The following is a 19,849-nucleotide window of genomic DNA, read 5'->3' on the forward strand; positions in this document are numbered from 1 at the left end:
ATATAAAAAAAGTGAAAAACAGGCTACAATGAATAAAAAGGAGAAAATCCAATGGAGAAGAACTATAAAGGGCAAGTGATGATTCGCTCACTTGATGACCTGTCCCCTGAACAAAGAAAAAAACTGCGTTTGGCATCAATGGGAATCGGTTCTCTTGTTCTTTTAATTGTGGTGTTACTATTTCTTTGTTTTGGTGATTTCCCAAGTAACAAAGGCTCCTTATTTTTTTATTGCACCGATTGGCTCTTATTCCTTGTGTCACCATTAGCGGCTTTTGGGCTTGGTGCCTCTTTTGGCTTTGATTTGATGCTCTCAGATTTAGGCTTTGCATTTTCTTTTGGATCCTACGGTGGTTCATCACTAAACCAGCCGTTTTCCTCACATGAGTCGCCCAATTACCATCGTTCAAATAACTACAGCTCTTCAGTGAGCATAAACCCAAGCTCAGGTCGGCCGATGTCAGGAAGCAGTGGTATGGATACCTCTGGAAACCCTTATGGAACTCGCTCCTGGTAGATATCATTTAACGTCCTTGTTTGCTTGGGCAACTATGACATCCTGCATGACTTGCGATCCATCTTGCACAATACCTTCAACATTCTTGGACATTTCTGACTTGGCGCGTGCAAAATCCTTATCAACGGCACTAACCGAATCTTTATTAACGCCTCCTGCATTGATGTTCTTTGCTCGCTCATTGAAGGTATTGGTATAATCACCAAGAGCATGATCAACCCCCGCACTACCAGAAACACGACTTTTAAAGGCATCATTTTTTTGGTGCACCTGACTTTCGTTAATAGGATGATTTTTTTGAAATTGGCTGATTGATTGCGCGGTTTTTTCACCAACAAATTGTCTTGCATAAGACTGAGCTAATTCAGGATCGTGACGAATTAGCCATTCTGCCTGTTGCAACCCAATGGTTCCCTGACTATTAGGTGCACGATGATGTGATAACCAATCAATAAATCCTGTTTGAGCATCAAGATTAATAGATGCTGTTTGCTCGCTGGAAGTAGTTGCTTGTCGGTGATAACTCTCTGATTCGGAAAAACTCGCCACAGCTTCATCTCGATACTGCATAGATTTATCAAAGCCTGCTGAAAAGTTATTAGCCAAGCGTCCACTAAAATCATCAGAAGTGCGGAAATGATCGTCCTTGGTGGCTTGTCTTGCCTCATTTACTACATCTGTAAAATGATGCTCCTCACTAAAGCGTCGCGCTTCATTCATCAAGCGTGCGTCTTGATGGGATTCTGATTTGTCTCGTTCATGACGCACATTTCCCCCAATCTCAATATTGCCCCTTGCGCCAGGTGTTGCAGAACCAGTTCCAAAACCAAACGATCCTCCTAAATTAATACTGGCAGCACTTAAAACTTTAGTCGCATCATCCCGAGAAATATTATGATCGTGAGCAAAGGTATCAATGAGATTGGATATTTTTGATGCCGCGGCATTAAAGCCTGCTGAAGTGGATATTTGATGTCCCTGCCCACTTTGTTCCCCATGTGATTGCGTTTCACCAAGCTCTGCCAGGCTTCTGAGTGATGCCGCATAGTGCTCTGATGAAGCAATTGATTTATTGAACCCAGCACTTTTAGCACTGTCGGATAATTCAGAAAATGCAGATCGCGTGCTTTCTCCTAATTGAATATTAAGCGGGGTATGCGAGGTCGCAGTTGCCATCGTCAGTGTTTCACTGCCATCACGCGATATTCGCGCAATTGAACCACTATCAAGGCTTGTTTCAATACCACCCAATGATATTCTGGCGTTTTGATCGTTATGAAAAGAACTGCTATTAAACCCATTATGATTAGCAAAACTGGTATTTCCGTAGCTGTAATTTCCCATTTGTGCTTCTTCTGCCGCAGAGGAGGCGGCATTTTGAACAATACCTGTTGGTTGTTGCGTGAGTGATACAAAACTACCCACGTGTCGACTGATTAACATATAACTCAATGTGGTTGTCGCCAAGACTAAGTAGCCTCCCAAGGCAGCCATATTTTCATAGACTTGATTCATGCCTGTTTGGTAGGCCAAAGTAGTCGCCCCTGTTGACACAAAGGACAATGAAAACTGCGCCAAAATAGTCATGATGTAGTTAATAACAGTAAACATCGGTGCCCATAGGGCAAGCCAGACATACAGTGTTGCGTAAAATTGAAAAAAAGAAATGCCGGAGGGAAAGGGGAAAAAAAACAAGACAAAAATAAAACACCCTATAACAATGCAAAATAAAAGACTTTGCAACATGGGCAACCAATAGGCGGACATTAGTCCAATATTGCTGAGTGCCGCGGGTATTTTATCCTGTGCTCGACTGGCTGAAAAACTGTCTATGGCCGCTTTTGAATTCACACGTGCGCCCATAGAAAACACGCCATCGCGAATGGCGTTGGCCATCATATTTTGCCGAATAAGTGCTGCGGCATCACCTGACATGGCGGTTAAATGATTATAAGCTTGAGGTAAGTATTTTTCGAAATTAGCTAGGGCATCTGAATGATTGCCAAAAGCAAAACCTGCATACTTAGATTTGGCATCTTCAATCACGCCACTCCAGGCACTGTCTAATAAACTAGCGGCTTCCATACACGATTTAAATGAACCATCGTAAATAAACCCACGAGCAACAGAGGCATTGGATTTAACCAATTCCCAAATATCTCTTGCTTGATTAATGTCTTTTAAGCCATATCGTCCATACATCACATCATAGAACACGCATTGCTGCATGAACTTTTGCATGTTTGCATTAAACAACGGATCGGTTATTTTTATATTACTTACTGATAAAAAGAGCTTCGCACCCATGATCATGCCTGTTTGGCTGTAATCCATATCGTTAGGTGAATGAAAGAAGAATTCAAAAAGCCGGGTTATTTTATCACTTAGCTGACTGCTTAATCCTCCTACAACACCCAAAACTAAGGGCACGTTATCAACCGTTAAATCTGGTCGCAGAGGATCAGTTCTATCGTGGATTTGCAAATTGCAGGTAGGTGTTAGAATAAATGAAATAACAAAAGCATATTTTAAAATAAAGAAGAACATACTGCGCACATCACGTTTTACAATAAATTGGCCAACAGTCCAAACCCCACCAATAATCAGTGCTGTTCTAAAAATCCCAAGTATTCCATCATAGTGAAACATAGCTGCGGTGGCGTTATAAAACGCCTTAAGTAACTCACCACCGGTAATCGTATAAATTTGCATCGTAACAGCCATTTCACTCACCTCATTTGATTAGCCCAACTCAAAGACTGAGTGAGCTCTGATGAAAATTCTCCTACAAGCATTTGCTCTATGGTTTGAGTTTCTTGAATCATCTGCATCGCCATGCTCATTCGCTGATGCGCGGTACCTTCCATTTGAACCAAGTCGCGACGAGCCTGAGTGAGATCAGTTTGAAACTCTTTCATAATGGCCTCTGGATATTGCAAAGCTCCTGCTGCTTGTTTAACGAGTTGTAAGTTTTCATTCAAATATTGAAATAAAATATCAATGGCAATGGCTTCTGAGTAACGGGTGGTGTCAATCACCGCACTGTCTTTCATAAAGGCCATTTGCACACTGACCATTTTCATTACCGGATATTGGGTGGATTCTATTAATCCTTTAGCGGCATCACTTTGCTCCACATTGTCTTTAATCTTGCTTGCCATATCCAAAATCAGATCACGAACTTTTGATTCAAGACCATGACTGATATCAATGTTTTTACTGGTTAAGGTGGGTTGTAAGCATTTGACCTTTTCATCACATTGATAGATTTTTACCTCGCCACCGCGTAAAAGAGCGCTGATTAAATTGTTATTACTTACTAAGGAAGACAGGCGTTGGACATGCACCCCTTCTGCATCGCGAGTCAGAATTAAGGTGCCCGATAAGGTCATCATGAGTTGAGCTAATTCGATATCATCTGCAAATAAGCCGTTTTTCTTTAACGCATTCCACGCCACATTGGTATTATCAACTACCTGCTCATTGCTGCTGTTTTCATTAATCACTCTGTCGTAATCATAATTACTGGAGCCTTTACCACAGCCTTGTCGTGCCTCTGCCCAGTCTGAAAAGAGATTTTTAGATTGACCGATGGATTGGCAGGCATGTTGCTGTGCAATACGGGTGCGTGGGGCTAAACCCAGTACGGCACTTTCAGCCGTTGCACACGAACTGATATTAGTTTGGTTCACCCAGGTAGCCACGTTTTGTAATTTGGTTGCCACATTACCTAACAGAGGTGTTGCTTGCTCTAGGGCTAATTGGAAGGCAAGTCCTTGTGAGTTGTTCAATATGTTTTTGGTAAAATCTACAAACTCTTTACCTTTGATGTGAGAAAAACCACCTAACGTGGCATCAATGCCACCACAGCCTGCAGACACCTTAGGCCAGCTCAAGCGCATAATTTGCAGATTACGCACGCTGCTTCTGGCGTATAAATTACCCCCCGTATAAAAACCGGCACGCTGTGCTTGATAGGCATGAGGCTCTGTGACATTCGCTCCCATATTAAGGGCTTTAAAATAGCCAGTTAAATCCTCACCTATTGATTTGCTGTACACTTGTCCGATGCCAAGTGCACCGATTAACCCACAAGACAGAAGAATTTTTTTCATAAAGGCACCTCTTTGTCATGTATCTGGCTAATTTTTAGTAACCGATTGGTTAGTTCGCCTTCATCAATAGTGCCTTCAGTAACAAGACTCGCCACTTGGCTCTTTGGGTTAACCAAAAAAAGAGAAGGATAAACACTGACTTGAAATACCTTCGTTTGTCCTTCATTCATCACCGCATCAGGAAAGGACGGTAAAAAGCCTCCATCAACAGAAATAGCAACTACGCTAAAGCCATAGTGTTGACTCAAGCGTTTGAGCGTGGGTGCAAAGCGTTGACAATGAGGACAACTCGAACTGAAAAAAAAGAAAAATCCTTGATGTTTGGCAAGGGCATGAAGCGGTGCATTATCAATATCGGCGTATAGGCTTGATGAAAATAACGTTCCTAATATTAGAAAAATAGCTAATTTATTGCGCATTGTAATCTCCCGATTGAAAAGCGTTGCTTGCCATTAAAATGTTTTCTTTCAATTCCGACTGGCTGACTAAGCCATAAGCAACTGGCATGGTTTTTTTTGATACCGGATTAAGAGCAAAAACCGCTGGAATGTGTTTAACACCCATCTGAGTTGCCTGACCGGAATCAACTCGTGAGTTAGGGAACATCGGGGAGATGCGATTGGTCATGGCAATTGGAATAACAGTCATGTGATAACTGTTTGCAAAATCACTCACCACTTGGGCCATACGCTCGCTAAATGGTTCACCACCCTCATAGAAATACAACAAACCAGATGTTTGACTAATTTGAATAATCGCCTTTTCCTTTTGCATGCTGTTTTGCTGGTTGTAAACATCACGTGCCGCACTACTGCTTGGATTAATAAGACTTTCATCTTGATCTGGATTGATTAGCAAATCGAGCATCCATTTCTCAGAAAATAGATTAGCCTGTGCCACAATCAATCGTTGTAATCGTCTTGCCCGAGCAATATTTTTAGGAGTTGGATTTAAAATAGCTTGTGCACGAGCCTGTTGCACCCTAGTACCAATCAATTTCCATGTTTTATCAGGATCGGCAGGTTTACTTACAGGTGAAGCTGCCACTGACTCAGTTTGTGGTTTATTCTTGACTTCCTCTTTGGGATCTTTATGCCAATACCAACCTTCCTCATGCTCATTAAGATAAGGCTGCTCGGCGTACAAAAAAGGACTCACGCTAACCAACAAAACAAAAAACCATCTAGCCATTGATGTCTCCTTGATTGTAAAATTGATTAAGGCGCTGGCTTATTCCATTGGCAGTTTGTTGGTAATCCGGTTGTTTTTGTTTATTTTTTACCTCTTCATAAAATTCTGAAAAATCAATGGATTCGAAGTGAATTAATTGCATTTGCTCAGGCGTAATACCTGAACAATTAGAGTATTTATTTTGGCCAAAACCAATATGTAACTGGTCACGTCTTCCTTGTACTTGAACCATACGGGCTAATTTAGATTGGAAGACACAGTAAGTCTGGTGGTGATCGACACAGACTGAGCCAATAGGGAGTTTTTTGCGTTTAAAACAATATTCACCTGTAGGTACTACCAGTTTGTTTTCTCGAGCTTTTCCCAGTTTTTTCTCAGCATCACTACACTGTGCCAGCTCAAGATCCAGACCCCACCCCTTATCACTGCAACAATTTTTAAAATGGAGCATTGTTGTTGAACATTCAAGCAATTGACCTTTGAAAATAAAATTGGCATTGCCATCAAAGTCTTTTGAGGCTTCCGAGGCGGCGGATAAGGTGGACATTGCTTTTTTAAAATCTTCTTCATTGGCTGGGGTTAGTTCATGTTTCGCACAATTACCATCCAAACAAAAAGCATCCTCACCACACAACAGTTGGTTGTCAGTACATTGGTTTATCGGGCATTGATACGTTTGCTGATGTGTTGTGCAACGTCCTGCTTCTTCTTTCACACAAGTCGAAGCAGTCTGCTCACATCCTTGATTCACCAAGTCATCGCAGGTATTTTGCTCCTGACTGCCACCACAGGTGTAGGAAGCTCTTTCTTTCCAGCAAGGGCGAGTAAATGAAACATCACCAATAACTCGTGTTTGATTACGCTCAGTGCATGTTAGAGGCTCAGTAATATGACACAACCCCTCTTTTTCTTTGTTTTGCAAATGTTGGCATTGGTCGTCCCAATACTCTTTGCTTTCATAAATTTCAACTGTCATCGAAACGGAGTGAAAATAGGGCACTGTGCAGCGACCAAATCGACAATTGCCCACAGAAATTGATAGGGTGGGATTGGTGCAAGTAGCCGTTTGCTCAACAACCACCATTCCTTTTTCATCGACAAAACTTACTTTCACCATGGCACAATTAGCAGGCAATATAATCGCAGGCGCTATCGCTAAATCTTTATAAATTGTATAGCAAGGCGTTTTACCCTGTTGACAGGTATCTGTTTGTGCCAGATTAACTAAGACTTTAAAAGGCGTCCTTCTCATACCTCCTTTTCGCAGGTACAGACTGTAACTTTCTGTTTTGTAGGGTGAGACATCCAACCGTAAGTGCCTTGCACAATGCAATACACCTAATACCTTGCTAGACAGGCATGTTTTTTCCTGCCATGAGTAATGGCATTCTTTGGGCTTTAAAGAGCAGGTGGTTTTATCGGTATTTTGGCCGTGCATAATCGCATCTCCATTTTCGGCGATTTGATTTAACCTTTGCATTGATTCCGAGGCAGGATTTACTTGATACAAGGGGCGATGATTAAAACTTTCGCCTACTGCCTTTCCTGCATCATTCTGAGCTACGGCAGTTTGCGAATCGGCTTCAAGACCTGAGCTTGCCTGCGTGACGCCACTATAATAATGTTCTTGCGGCAGATTGGCTTGATAGCCAGGAAACTGGCTCAGATCCAGTGCTTTTAATAAATCAATGGATTGATTGGTATGGCTTGTTCCGGTCTGAACGCCTTCTTGATACGCCTGATTCAAATCAAGTGCAAAAACCTGTGAACAAAGGATTAAAAAAACTAAAACGAAGCCTTTCATCAGATTAACCCCCCTCTTAACCGAAGAATCATTTGATCCAACACGGGGTCTTCTGACTGCTCATCGCCCCTCATTTTTTCTAAGGCGTAATCCAGCGACACATCACCATAAAGACTGTCGTAATTCACCGGTTTGCAATCCATATTGGCAGGACAAGCAGGGGTGTCTTTCACATAAACCACTGCAGGAACCATAGTGATATCAAAGGTTATAAAAAGAATAGGATCAAGCTGCATCCCAATTCCTGTTTTTTTACTGAGCGTTTGAATAGCCGTCATCGTTTCTTTAAACGAATTATGAATTAGTCCCCGAATCACAGGTGTTGCTCCACTTTGTTTACATTGTAAAAGCCAAGCTTGTAGACTTTTTTCTGGCATTGAAAACGATAAGAACACGAGTACCTGACTGACTTTTTTTAAGTGGGTTACAATGGGCTCCTGTGTTTTTATGACTTGATGCATCTCGCCGGTAAATTCTGCAATTTGACCCGATTTTTCTGAAGTCTCAAGAGACTTACTGATTTGTTTTATTTCATTTGTAAAAGCATTGGCGCGATTTTTTGTATTCGCCTCAATAGACGCAATATAGGTTTCATCTTCTGCAAGTGCAGGAAATGACAACAAAAATAATGCAACCAAGAAAGAAGTGTTCATTCGTATTGTTTTCATCACAACTCCTAATCGTTAAAAGGCACAACAATTGCGTTTGCGCCAGATCAGATACCCAAAATCCTCGCCCTTAAACGGATATTCGTGCCCTGCCTCCCATAGGGTCGTAGCACGCCCAAGGGGATAACAGGCATTAGTAGTCGGTAAAGGATTGACCATTTGATAGCGGTAGCGTGATTTGGGCAAAATAGGGGAATAATGAGTATGACAAATGGATTTTGCGCTGCTTGTCGAATCATCAAGTCCTACTGTGTCTTCCAATAATCCCTGGCGGTGCAGTTTAAAATTCATACGCTCAGACAGTAAGACTGATGCCTGAACCCCGCCAACATGTTCTTGCACATGCCCCGTTAAAGGGTACATGCTTCCCTGAGCTCCTGCGCACCAAAAGAGTTTGTCAATGGCACTGCCCAATAAAGCGGTACTTGAATCAGCAGCGCAAGCCGCTTGTGCGGGTAAACTACCAAACAATACCGCCTCAGGATTAATGATGAAACCCAGCTCATCGTCATTCCACATCACATCCAATTCACTCGGATAAGCAATGTCAAAGTCTCCTTTTTCAACACAAATCCCATCAGTTAACACATTCAACCAATACATCAATGGGAACTTGTACCAGTGCACGTGGTAAAATGATTGATTGGATAAATTACTGTCTGTTTCCACTGCACCTTTGCGATAATACTTGCCAAAATTTAAAGAAATCCCCCCTAAATTAACCAGACAAAAAGGAGTTCGGGTTACATCCACTAAATTCACAGGCTCCCAATAACCCATTGTTAATCCAAATCGTGGTATAGGATTTCCTGGACATTCACAAACAGGCAGTTTAGGGTTTTTAGTGTCTGGCAAATGATTGGAGGAAACGAGATTGGCTTGCCCTAAACTGAATGGAAACAAACACGACCAACAGACATCCGTAATGGGATTAACAAAACGACCATGACAAGAGCCTGCTTGTGTCAACCCAGAGGCTAAAAATGCAAGAAAAACAAAAAAGGCTTTCATACAGTCACCTCATTAATTTGTAACCGCTTCCCTGCTTGAAAAACCCTGACCGGCAAGTGCTTTATTTGAAATTTGGAAACCAAAAATCCATTCAAATCAAAATAAATAGCTTGCTTTAATTGATTCGCAACTTCCTTTACAGAGCCTGAAGTGAGGATTAATTTTACTTTTTGGTGCTGCGTTAATTCCTGGGTAACCCATGCAACCTGTGCCTCATCATCCCCGTCAAAAAACAGGAGAGTGCTACTCAAGCCCACTCTATCCAGGGGGTTAATTACAGTGCCTTGTTTAACAATCACTTGGCCGTGACTGTCCTTCACATCGTAAGGCACAGCAAGTGATGGATTAAAAAACCACGTTCTATTGTCTTCTGCTCTCGGCAAACGAATAGGTGTTGGGCGTGCCACATGTTCTTTTACCCGTTTTTTAAACTCAGATTGTACTGTCTTCCATTCCCCATTAGCCTGCATCCCCTTCATTTTTTGCTGGATGTAATCTAAAAAATCTATTTCAGCAATTTCAAAGGTTTTGCCAAAGACACCATAGTCTTTAGCCTCTGCAAAAGGGAGATAGAGCATGCAAATAATCAACAGAAGCTTCTTCACGATTTATGCTCCAATTTGATCATCGTCATGAGGGTGGCTGTATAATCAGTGCTGCCTTTAATTACTGCTTCCTTCGGCAATAACACCAACGATTTGGATTGGGACAAATCTTGTAACGCTGCTTCCAAATGATGCGAAAATGCTTTAATCGCTGCTTCTTTCTCAAGGTTTGAATGATTTTTTTGCGCTTCCTCTTTGATAAATTGGGAGGTGATTGACACGATATCAACGGTTGCAATATCTGGCCGTCTCAAAGCACTATAAAAAATCCCATTAACTAAGACGCTGGTAATGAGTGCGGTCAAAAGAGATACTTGAGTTGCCTTAAACATAGCCATACACCTCCAGGGCAACTTTGGAAATGGCATCAGCCAATGGCAAACCTGTTGCCATTAATCGTTTCAAGGCTTCTACTTCTGGGCCTCTTGTGGTGTTTAGGACGCGTGAAAATGGATCGACAATCAAACGATGCACTGTTGAATTCTCTTCACACATCATTAAAAACTCAGAGTATTCATTAGTTATTTTAAGGCTTCGGATTAAACGCTCGCCATAAGCATCCAACTGATTACTCGTTTTTAAAGTGTCAATCGTACTTTTGGAGGCACCTAAAAAGATTTTATAATAGGCGTTGTCGTAACACATTTTGGCAGTTGGATTGTTTTCATAATCATCTAAGCCATGAGTCACTGTAATAAAATTACCACCGTATTTAGGCGCACGCCTATAGCCCTCGTTAACAAAGTTAGCACTGCCACCCGTGCCATTGTCTGAAAGTAATTCGTAGGATTCATCAATCAAGCAGCTTTTGGGAATGTGCTTTGGCGTGTAATACATCGCATTGGTGATTTGATACATTAAGATTTTCAATACAATGCGCTGCAAATCCTTATTTCCATCAAGACCACCCAACTCTAAAATGACTAAATTTCTTTTAAAATCGAGCGAACAAGGCGGTTCAAAATAACTGCCATAACGACCGTTTTTAGTATAGCTATACAACAGGCGCCCAATATTTTGAGAAATAGGATCGTTACTACTTTCTAAGTGATGAGCAATAAGAGTAATAGTTGTAGCATTGTGATGTTGTCGCCACATCGCCTCAATGGCTTTCTCAATATGACTTCGTTCTTCATCACTGACGTTACCGGATGGTCTTGCCATCATACCTACAAGTTGTATTAGCTGATTGTGAACATCTTTAAATGCAGTATCATTTTTGGCTTGTGCATCAATTGTGGAAAAGAGGTTTAGGCTAATTTCGGTGTCATGATTAAAATCAATAAGCTGTCCGTTCAACATCTCACAAGATTTAGCGTATGAACCGCCCACATCAATGATATAAACAAAGCCCCCCTGGGATAACAGACTTTGAATGTAGTCATTCATTAAAAAGGATTTTCCTTTTCCAGGAGGAGCTACAATAGCGACATTATAGTTTCTGACTACGTTGTCAAAAAAATAAATAGCGGTAAATTGCCCCCGTCTTTGTGGATAGACCTGAGCAAATCGTCCTGCCCCTTTCCATTCCCCCTGGATAGGTAATAAGTTAACCGTATTAAAACTGGTTAAAGGTCTTATCCGTCCAAATGATTTGTAATCATCAAACATACCTTCAGCAGGTGCAAAGGGCATGGAGGCTAGAAGTGTTTGTAACTGCAAACCTGTTGGCGTGCGTAAATCAAATTGGTTACCCCGAAATACATCCTTGGCACGTCGTACATCGCGACGGACATTGGCAGGTGTTGTAAACAATAAAACGTTATAATAGGAATCAACCAAAGAATCATCGCCACTGAGCCGCTCTCTTAACTCCTCAATTTCTGCGTATTTTTTGTTAAAATTTTTGACCCATTTGGCAATAAAAGGTTGTTTGGCATTTTGACCTTCATCAGCATACTTGGCATCTAATGCCGCCATCACCTTATCTTTATCTTTAATTCGTATTGCAAAACTAAAAAGAAAGGGACAACTTATTTGCAAAGAGGTATTAAACATTTTTCCAAATAAATCACCCATTTGCCATTGCACAGGGGATTTAGGATATTGCCTGACGGACAAGCATTTAATCACCCTCGTATCTTCTTCTCGCTCAATCTCTATTTGATTGGATTTAACCCGCATACTCGCTTCAATGTCAGTCAGTTGAAAACGAATTTCAGTATTGGTATCGTAATTGGTTTTTTCTTCATACAAGCTGTCGGTTGGAAAGAGCCACTCCCGCTTTAAGCTAATCACTTCTTCAACAGACAGTTCTTTACAAACAATATTGACTGACTTTAGATTGTTGCTGATGTCTTCGCGCAAACTACCAAGCAACAAGCGATCGTCTTCTATAGATTTGCGCGGAATTGAAATACATAAAAATAAACGAAAATCACGCAAGACATAATTGCTTTCTTTAGTTAATGAGCTGTACACCCCTTTGCGGTAAAATTCAGCTCGTCGGTGTGCCAGGGCTTTTAAAACCTCACTGCCTTGATTGCGTTGATGTTCCATTTCATCAATCATGTGGCCAATTTTAGGCGATGCCCAAAACAAAGCATGAAAACAACTTTCCGGTGGTAAAATATCCGTTAATATACTGGTGAGAATAGTCATGGTTTCTTCACTGGCACCAATCAATGTGGAACATTCAAACATCATATGAGAGGCTTGTTTGTAGGGATAAATGTCGGCTTCCGAATCGTAGACCTCATCTGGCAAATAAGGTGCTAAGCAATATGTATCCAACAGTGCTTCTATTTGCTTTTTATGATGCGCATCAGTCATGCCTAGCTCTTCTCGCAATGTTTCCAGTAACGAGCCTGTTGCATGACTTAAAGTAGTGCTTGTGTTTCTAACTGCGCGACGCGCTTTTTTTAGTGTAGATAACATAGTGGCTCTCCTTATTTTGAAGCCAATTGGGACTGCTGCATCCACTGTCCTTCTTTAACAACGCTGTACACCCGATTGGCTTGATGATAATTGCCATCAGTGTCTTCATAAGGCGCTATCCAAAGAGGCATCACCCCTTCTCCATATCGCACAGGATGACCAGGTCGTCCATCCATCACTAAAGGATTTCGGTTGGGGGTTACTGCCAGGGATTTGCCCTTACCATTTACCATGTCATAAACCTCGTCCATGCGTTTGCACGATCCTCCGCTGGGGGCTGGGCAATCAAAGTCCTCATTCAGTTTGGCGCAGCCGGTCAAAACAACACAGGGCAACAGTAATAAAGTAATTAGAGTTTTCATGTTCGATATGTCCTTAGAAAGAGTGGTTTTTATAGAAAAATTGATTAGCAGCTTTTTCTTCAGAAGTCTCAGACTCGACAGGAGCTTCAAAAGCCACTTTGGAATCTTGTCTTTCTTCTGGTTGTTCAGGGGCATTAGTGTCCGTCCCTCCGTCAAGCCAAAATCCTTTAAGAAAAGTCACATCAACTGTAACCATTGGAGGCAATTGAATAATTGGGTGGTACATTTCAGCGCGCTTGATGTTGTACTGTGCATACATTTTGGCTGCACCCGATCCGCCGCTAGAAACAGCCGCTAGGGGAATTTTTCCTGCTTGAATGGTTGATACACTTCCTAGAGGCGAGGTGCTGTAATCAGTGGAATATTGCTGGCCAATATTGCCCATGCTTTCCCAGAAGTTCCCCCAAAAAGCTTTTTTCACCATCGGTTCATCACGCCATACTGCACGCCCACGAATTCCGTTTTTAGAATCTGCAATAATACCCGTGACCTGGATGTCGATACTGGTCCCATTGGAATGAATGCAACTTAATCGTTCGGTACGAAATTTCCCTCGCTCACTGGAAATATCACCAATTACAGAAGCACTTACCATACAGCCTTTAAGCGGTGCCCTGTATTTATTCGGCATCACTCCATCATCGACTATTTGAAATATCATAATGTCCGGGTTGGCCTGGCTTAAAACTCCCGCTGAAGCATCAGCCCCTTGTAAAACAACTGCTTTAGCAAAGGTATTAGAGAAGACATAATTATTGGGTGTTTTGATTCGTGGCTTGGATTTTTTATTTAACTTGGCTGTGTATTGAATAAATCCAGAATCTATCTCTATAGAGTTACTCGCTGCCGATTCATCTGCTCGGGGTAATAACCCATTTTGGGGCTCATTGGTTTTTAATGTCCCATTTATTGGGGTAGTACGCTCCATTTGCAGTTTAACTATTTGATGCTTCAGCTCAGAAAGTGTTGATTTCATTTCCGATAGTTCATCTTTTTGCGAAGTAATGAGCTTGCTTTGCTTGTCTTTTTCATCACCTAATGCTTTGAGGCTTTTATCAAAGAGCTCTGATTTTGCAAGCTCAGCTCGCCAGGCATTTTGTGTTTTCTCAATCCAATGGGATTCATTAGTGGCAGTAGATATCGGGCTGGCTAAGCTGTGTTTTTTATAAGCGGGTTTATCAACCTCTCTGGATTTAACTGTCTTGTTTCCCAATAAGGCAAAGCACGCAATCACCAACACTATAACGCCGATAACAATCCCTAAAAAGATCTGTTGTTGTTTTTTAAGTTGAATAGACATGTTAGCTAATCCTGTACAATCGAGTAGTTTCAAACGGCGCTAAATGGGTTTTAGCAAGCGCCACCCCTTTGGTTCCAGGCCAATTAAACCAAGATTCCTTGGCATCAATAGGCTGATTGGTTACGTTCTTTAACTCAAAAATTTCACCCCGCATACGGTTGCCTTTAACCGTCAACAAGCGTTTTAGCTGTGTTTTTTGCGCTTTATATACCGAAGGCTTTTTAGGTATTGTTTGAGTAAAACCTTCTGGCAAATACCCATTAACCAGTGCTCTTAAAAAACCAACCATTACCTTTTCATAACTTGAAGTACGTGGGTCACGGGCACGAATTACAGGGTTTTTATAGGATTTAAAAACGATTGTTTGTGAAGCAATGGGTTTTGGCTCTACACGCACGTTGTAAAAAAAGCCTTTTTCAGTCAGCAAATTGATAGTAAAAGCTCGCGTGTGGTAAAGAGGCGATGGCAAAAAAGTAAGAATACCCGTCGTATCATCAATTAATTTGCAATTCGCCTTCCCATTGCATGCATCAACCAGGGTGTTGCCAGGTGCTTTTATTTGCTGAATGCGATCATCCTCTAACATCAGATTATTGGGTTCTTTAATTGAGGCATTAATGAAAATATCTTCATAATTTCTGACTGTTTTTATTTGAGCACCTTCTGCTGTTGCTATTAATAAGCCTAAGCTGAATATCATTGCCATTTGTTTCATGATTACACCTTCTCAAGATTCGTTAGTTTCAACAGGCCATACTCATAGGAATACCTAATCAAAAAAGTCTCCCGTACATCAGACATCAAATCCGCGCCAACAAAACGCTTCATCTGTCCCATTACTTTTACGCTCAAGTGTTTGATATCAATTTCAAAGGTCGATGGATAAAACACGCTGGATAAATGTTCGTGATTAATTTGTTCGACTTCCTTAACCAATTGCGCCCTGATGTCCCCATACAGTGAGGGAGCTACATAGCCTAAGAGCGCATTAAATTGGTAAGTGGCTGAACTTGAAGTGATATTAAAACGAAGTTGCGTTAAGAAATTGGTCATGTCTCTTAAATAGCCTTCCGAAACACCTGTTCCAGAAAGTGTAAATTCTTGAGATATTTTAGGTGGGATGAAATGGGTTTCATGTTTGCTATGAGCATAATGCAATAAGGCCACAATGGTAATTGATTGCATGAATGTCATAGCTAGCAGCACACTACTAATACCTATGAATAAAACCCTAATCTTTTTTTCCTTCATTAATTCTGATTTTTTTTGTTCTATTTTCATCTGTTACCCCAAAAACGCTCTAATCCATGACGGTGGTGTTGCCCGTAACTTAGGTGATAGAGAAAAGAACCAATAAAAAAGGTGGATATAAAAATAGGGACCTTCATTCCCCTTCATGCGTTTCATCAGGAATAGAAACGCACAGGTTAGAATCAATGAGGTAACAAAAAAACCACAAACAGCCCCAAATACGTAGAGAGTTAATGCTGCTACCATGACCTCATCGAGTGTAAAAATAATCAATCGATAAGGCTCATTAAGATATTGGGGTGTTTTGTATTTTCTCGGATCTTCCATCTTAAACCCCTGCTAGCATTGCAACGACATTTAGAAAAATAGCCATCGCCCCAACGCCGCCAAGCGTTTTAATATTTCGAGTAAACATCAAGGTAACAACAGCCGCTACAGCTTCTCCGACATAAAGATAGGTTTTTATCGAACCATTGTAGGTATCCTTAACTACTTCTTCTGCAGCGGATAAAGCATCCGCTGCAAAGGTTCCTTGAGCCATTATTAGCAAGCAAATAAGTATGAAAATCTTTCCAATGTGAGCATTAATACTGCTTAACACGTTACTTCTGAACTGATTTAATAAAGACATGTTATCCCTCCTTTTTAATGGTGATTGAGGATTGATTGCTGCATTGATGGGCAAAATTTCTTTGTTGGATCAGCCAAACCATCGTGCTTTTCAGATTGAATTTTTTGATAAATTTCATAACGGTGGATTGCTACTGAATTGGGTGCATTAAACCCAATGCGTACCTGATTCCCTTTACAACATAGAACTGTGATAAATATATCTTCTCCAATAACAATGCTTTCACCGACTCTTCTAGTTAAACTCAACATCTTCTTCTCCTTTTTAGTTAACTTTCATATTTAAAATGTGTTTCATTTTCAGTAATTGGGTTTTAGCCACTTCAGGGTTATTGTTTTTGGGAGCTTCATCAGGTACAAAAAATGAACTTCTCTTGGAACAGTTTTTACAAAAATCAATAAATTGGGGTAAGGTTGGCGGTAGTTCCTTATTTTTTCGACATAAATCAATTGCCAGATCAAGAATGTTATCCGCATAGGCAAGTAGTCCTTGTTGCCATTCACCTTTAACAAAAACTAAAAACTCATCGCTTTTAAATTGACTACGCCAAACCTGTCCGTACATAGCTGCAAACCTCAAAAATAATCGATCAATGCGCTTGCGACTTTCCTCGGTAGGCGCTAAGGTCGATGATGTTGTCATCGGCTTCTTCTTCAATTCCTGATTTACATGACTCCCAGAAGCTGTCTCTAATGGGTTGTTTCTTATAATTTGTTTCATGGACTGCATTATTTGTCTCCTGACACGTATCACTTTGAATTTCATCTTTCCAACAATGTTGCGCTAACCAATTGGCAGGATATTTCCAAGCAGCAACCCATTGGCCTTGGCTATGCTGTTGTTGATAAAACTGGATTTGTTGTTGTAAAGCCGAATAAATTTGTATTGGCAACTCAGGTGTGAGATTAAGCGCTTGAAATGCTTCCCATGCTTTTTGCTTTGATTTTTTTAGCGGATACAAATCCCAAAATTTTTCGAATTGTGATAATAAAAAAATATAATAATTATCTTCTTTTAGAGGTGTGTCGGCTTTTGGAGATTTATCTATGCCGGCTTTTAGTGGGTCTGTCTTTGATAAGCCAGTGTTTATAAGGCGTTGCTGATTTTTAGCTGGGTCTAGTTGCTGTGTCGGGTTTAGGTCTAGTTTATTTTGGACGGAATAACCCATTGTAGCTAATTCGCATCTTAAAATTAATTTTAAACCTTCGGATTGTGGTGTAATAAGCCCTGCTCGCCCCAAAGCAGATAAGGCGCGGCGTATTTGCATGCGTGAATAGCTCTCGCTTTTAATGCCTTGATGCGGCTCAATATAAAGTTGCTCTGCTATCGATTGATAGCTGATTCCGCGCTTTATGCCGACTAATCCTGTTTTGATATCCATATATGGCCTTATCCCTCTTAGGTAAGCCAGTTGCTGAAGGTGTGGCATCCCACATAAAGCAGCAAGTTCTTTGTCATTAATTAAAAAATCCACTATTCACTCTCAATCCGTGTATAAATTCGTTATTATTTTTTTTCTATGGTATATTTACTATTAAATACTACTAGAATCGTACGATTCGTGTAAATAATTATTTTAATTTACCACCATTCGGTGCATTGTCAATATATATTTTCACAATATGGGATTAATTGGGTTGGTTAATATGAATATAAAAGAAAAAATTGGTCAAAGAATTCAAGAAGAACGGATAGCAAAAGGATTAACTAGAAAGGCCCTTGAGGAGTTAACTGATGATCTTAAACAATCAAGAATTAGCAATTGGGAGCGAGGTGATAGAACTCCAGGGCCTGAAGAAATAAAACAACTTGCTAGAGCACTAGATATTTCACCTGCTTATTTGATGTGCCTAACCGATGAGAAACGTCCAAAAAAAATTCCAGGATTAGGGTCATTGGTTCCAATGCTCGATCATCAACAAGCCTGCGATCCTAAAGAATTCATTCAAAGGGTTAGGAACGAACATAATTCAGATGAAATAAGCTTTATACCGATTTCTTCTGAGCTTAGTACTCGTCTTGGAGAAAATGCATTTGCTCTAAAAATGAAAGATGAGAGTATGCACCCTGAATTAAGAGTTAATGATATTTTGATTATTGATCCCAATTCTGAACTGCATCCAGGAAGTTTAGTTGCAGCACAGCTTAACGAAGAAAATGAGGTTATCGTGCGTAGATATAAACAACTAACCTTATCAAAAGAATTTAATCCATTTGAATTGCGGGCCGAAAATGATAATTGGGGGAATATAAAAATTGATAAAGTAACTGACGCTATAATTATCGGCGTTATTGTGTGTGTTGTGAGGTATACAGGGAGATACTAATACATTTAGCCTAATTAATTCGATTTACCAGTGAAATGTTAACGGATAGTTCTGAGATTTTTTATAAACCACTCATGTTACGCACGTGAACTTGCAGTTTGAATAAAAAGCATTAGAATTTTGCCCTTAATTTTAGGGAGTGAATTCAATGGATATGCTTGATCTTTATTGTGATTATTTAATTTTCCAAAACAAATATGCGACTGCTACCGGGTTATCTGATTTGGTTGATGGAGCATTTGCTCATAACAAAGTAACACGATTTCTTCGTTTTGAACATTTTGGTTCAAAATCACTTTGGCACTATGTCAAAAAGCCAGTTAGGTCACAAGAAACAGTAGGAGGAGTATTGATACTTGATGATTCCATCGAAGAGAAGCCCTACTCTGATGAGAATGAAGTGAATTGCTGGTATTACTCTCATGCTAAAGGGACTGTACTCAAAGGGATAAACATCTTGTCTTGCATGGTTCGTTACGCTGACTTCAGTGTATCCATAGGATATAAGGTGATTAAAAAAGATATCGCTTATTGTGATATTAAAACCAGACAAACCAGAAGAAAATCATCAGTGAACAAGAATCAATTATTTCAAAGCTTGATTGCACAGGCTATTACCAATAAGGTGATGTTTGATTATGTGCTAGCTGACAACTGGTTTGGCTCGAAGGCCAATATGGTTCACATCCATAAAGACCTTCAAAAGTCGTTTATCATTGGAATCAAGTCTAACCTAACATTAGCCTTATCTGAAAACGATGCCAAAAACGGGCGGTACCAACAAGTAAGAGCATTAGAACTTGAAGAGGATATACTGGCTTAAAGGCCTAGACCTCCCCGTGAGGCTCCTGAAAAAGGTTTTCAAAAACGAAAATGGCTCAACAGGAATTCTCTATCTTGTTTCAAATGACATGCAAAGTAGTGCCGAACGTCTTTATGAAGTTTACCCTGGCGGATTGAAGAGTATCACAAGTCAATTAAGCAAAATGCAAGCTTAACCAAGTCCCCAGCTCGAATCGTCATAACACAGTGCAATCATATTTATGCGTCTATTATTGCTTACTGCAAGCTCGAAATGCTGAAGATAAAAACCCAATTAAATCACTTTGCCATTAAGTACAAAACTAATTGTTAGAGCGAACCAAATTGCCTGGCAGGGGCTTAAAAATATTGCTGCTTAAAATTGATCGT

At 40.5% G+C, this 19,849-nt stretch carries 21 protein-coding genes and 1 pseudogene; 3 read left to right on the top strand and 19 right to left on the bottom strand.

The genetic code is table 11. The features are described from left to right. Positions 1 to 51 precede the first annotated feature (51 nt). Positions 52 to 516 (top strand): hypothetical protein, encoded by a 465-nt coding sequence (locus ACWTEW_RS10980; RefSeq protein ID WP_165482896.1) that lies wholly within the window; start codon positions 52 to 54, stop codon positions 514 to 516. A gap of 3 nt (positions 517 to 519) precedes the next feature. On the opposite strand, the gene ACWTEW_RS10985 is transcribed toward ACWTEW_RS10980, so the two are convergent. The 19 genes from ACWTEW_RS10985 to ACWTEW_RS11075 are packed head-to-tail and all read right to left on the bottom strand — an operon-like array spanning position 520 to position 17,805. Beyond that, positions 520 to 3,240 (bottom strand): conjugal transfer protein TraG N-terminal domain-containing protein, encoded by a 2,721-nt coding sequence (locus ACWTEW_RS10985; RefSeq protein WP_165482897.1) that lies wholly within the window; start codon positions 3,238 to 3,240, stop codon positions 520 to 522. A gap of 5 nt (positions 3,241 to 3,245) precedes the next feature. After that, positions 3,246 to 4,631, bottom strand: a complete 1,386-nt coding sequence (locus ACWTEW_RS10990; RefSeq protein WP_131774927.1) for a conjugal transfer protein TraH — start codon at positions 4,629 to 4,631, stop codon at positions 3,246 to 3,248. Next, positions 4,628 to 5,050, bottom strand: a complete 423-nt coding sequence (trbB, locus tag ACWTEW_RS10995; protein ID WP_131774928.1) for a type-F conjugative transfer system pilin assembly thiol-disulfide isomerase TrbB — start codon at positions 5,048 to 5,050, stop codon at positions 4,628 to 4,630. The genes ACWTEW_RS10990 and trbB overlap by 4 nt, the downstream gene beginning before the upstream one ends. After that, positions 5,040 to 5,822 (bottom strand): type-F conjugative transfer system pilin assembly protein TraF, encoded by a 783-nt coding sequence (gene traF, locus ACWTEW_RS11000; RefSeq protein WP_131774929.1) that lies wholly within the window; start codon positions 5,820 to 5,822, stop codon positions 5,040 to 5,042. The genes trbB and traF overlap by 11 nt, the downstream gene beginning before the upstream one ends. Then, positions 5,815 to 7,626, bottom strand: a complete 1,812-nt coding sequence (traN, locus tag ACWTEW_RS11005; RefSeq protein ID WP_131774930.1) for a type-F conjugative transfer system mating-pair stabilization protein TraN — start codon at positions 7,624 to 7,626, stop codon at positions 5,815 to 5,817. The genes traF and traN overlap by 8 nt, the downstream gene beginning before the upstream one ends. Continuing rightward, entirely contained in the window at positions 7,626 to 8,294 is a 669-nt protein-coding gene (trbC, locus tag ACWTEW_RS11010; RefSeq protein ID WP_165482898.1) for a type-F conjugative transfer system pilin assembly protein TrbC, read from the bottom strand. Before trbC ends, traN begins: the two co-directional genes overlap by 1 nt. A 15-nt stretch (positions 8,295 to 8,309) precedes the next feature. Continuing rightward, positions 8,310 to 9,305 (bottom strand): conjugal transfer pilus assembly protein TraU, encoded by a 996-nt coding sequence (traU, locus tag ACWTEW_RS11015; RefSeq protein WP_131774932.1) that lies wholly within the window; start codon positions 9,303 to 9,305, stop codon positions 8,310 to 8,312. Continuing rightward, complete coding sequence (gene traW / locus ACWTEW_RS11020; protein WP_131774933.1) at positions 9,302 to 9,910, bottom strand: type-F conjugative transfer system protein TraW; 609 nt, start codon at positions 9,908 to 9,910, stop codon at positions 9,302 to 9,304. Before traW ends, traU begins: the two co-directional genes overlap by 4 nt. Continuing rightward, positions 9,907 to 10,248, bottom strand: a complete 342-nt coding sequence (locus ACWTEW_RS11025; RefSeq protein ID WP_162262290.1) for a TrbI F-type domain-containing protein — start codon at positions 10,246 to 10,248, stop codon at positions 9,907 to 9,909. The genes traW and ACWTEW_RS11025 overlap by 4 nt, the downstream gene beginning before the upstream one ends. Then, the gene (traC, locus tag ACWTEW_RS11030) at positions 10,235 to 12,787 is read right to left on the bottom strand and encodes a type IV secretion system protein TraC (protein WP_165482899.1); all 2,553 of its coding nucleotides are present in this window, start codon (positions 12,785 to 12,787) and stop codon (positions 10,235 to 10,237) included. The genes ACWTEW_RS11025 and traC overlap by 14 nt, the downstream gene beginning before the upstream one ends. Positions 12,788 to 12,798: 11 nt before the next feature. Further along, the gene (gene traV, locus ACWTEW_RS11035) at positions 12,799 to 13,149 is read right to left on the bottom strand and encodes a type IV conjugative transfer system lipoprotein TraV (RefSeq protein ID WP_058491836.1); all 351 of its coding nucleotides are present in this window, start codon (positions 13,147 to 13,149) and stop codon (positions 12,799 to 12,801) included. 13 nt (positions 13,150 to 13,162) lie between these two features. Further along, positions 13,163 to 14,449 (bottom strand): TraB/VirB10 family protein, encoded by a 1,287-nt coding sequence (locus tag ACWTEW_RS11040; RefSeq protein ID WP_165482900.1) that lies wholly within the window; start codon positions 14,447 to 14,449, stop codon positions 13,163 to 13,165. A 1-nt stretch (position 14,450) separates the two neighbouring features. Continuing rightward, positions 14,451 to 15,164 carry a type-F conjugative transfer system secretin TraK gene (gene traK, locus ACWTEW_RS11045; RefSeq protein WP_131774936.1) on the bottom strand — a complete coding sequence of 238 codons (714 nt, stop codon included), beginning with the start codon at positions 15,162 to 15,164 and terminating at the stop codon, positions 14,451 to 14,453. A 2-nt stretch (positions 15,165 to 15,166) separates the two neighbouring features. After that, positions 15,167 to 15,730: a type IV conjugative transfer system protein TraE gene (gene traE, locus ACWTEW_RS11050; RefSeq protein ID WP_058491830.1), complete on the bottom strand. Its 564-nt coding sequence runs from the start codon at positions 15,728 to 15,730 to the stop codon at positions 15,167 to 15,169. A 3-nt stretch (positions 15,731 to 15,733) separates the two neighbouring features. Then, positions 15,734 to 16,027, bottom strand: a complete 294-nt coding sequence (traL, locus tag ACWTEW_RS11055; protein ID WP_058491829.1) for a type IV conjugative transfer system protein TraL — start codon at positions 16,025 to 16,027, stop codon at positions 15,734 to 15,736. 1 nt (position 16,028) lies between these two features. Beyond that, positions 16,029 to 16,331, bottom strand: a complete 303-nt coding sequence (locus ACWTEW_RS11060; RefSeq protein ID WP_010947806.1) for a fimbrial protein — start codon at positions 16,329 to 16,331, stop codon at positions 16,029 to 16,031. Between the two features lie 14 nt (positions 16,332 to 16,345). Then, complete coding sequence (gene csrA, locus ACWTEW_RS11065) at positions 16,346 to 16,582, bottom strand: carbon storage regulator CsrA (RefSeq protein ID WP_010947807.1); 237 nt, start codon at positions 16,580 to 16,582, stop codon at positions 16,346 to 16,348. A gap of 13 nt (positions 16,583 to 16,595) precedes the next feature. Further along, positions 16,596 to 16,973, bottom strand: coding sequence for a hypothetical protein (locus ACWTEW_RS11070; RefSeq protein WP_065235825.1), 378 nt, complete (start codon positions 16,971 to 16,973; stop codon positions 16,596 to 16,598). After that, a complete protein-coding gene (locus ACWTEW_RS11075) occupies positions 16,921 to 17,805 on the bottom strand; it encodes a hypothetical protein (protein ID WP_131774937.1) in 885 nt (294 codons plus the stop codon). Before ACWTEW_RS11075 ends, ACWTEW_RS11070 begins: the two co-directional genes overlap by 53 nt. A 172-nt stretch (positions 17,806 to 17,977) precedes the next feature. On the opposite strand from ACWTEW_RS11075, the gene ACWTEW_RS11080 reads away from it, so the two are divergent. Beyond that, complete coding sequence (locus tag ACWTEW_RS11080) at positions 17,978 to 18,658, top strand: helix-turn-helix domain-containing protein (RefSeq protein WP_207385675.1); 681 nt, start codon at positions 17,978 to 17,980, stop codon at positions 18,656 to 18,658. A gap of 148 nt (positions 18,659 to 18,806) precedes the next feature. Next, positions 18,807 to 19,839: pseudogene (locus ACWTEW_RS11085) on the top strand (IS701 family transposase). The last annotated feature ends 10 nt before the right edge of the window (positions 19,840 to 19,849 follow it).

The sequence above is a fragment of the Legionella stuttgartensis genome (assembly GCF_977063405.2).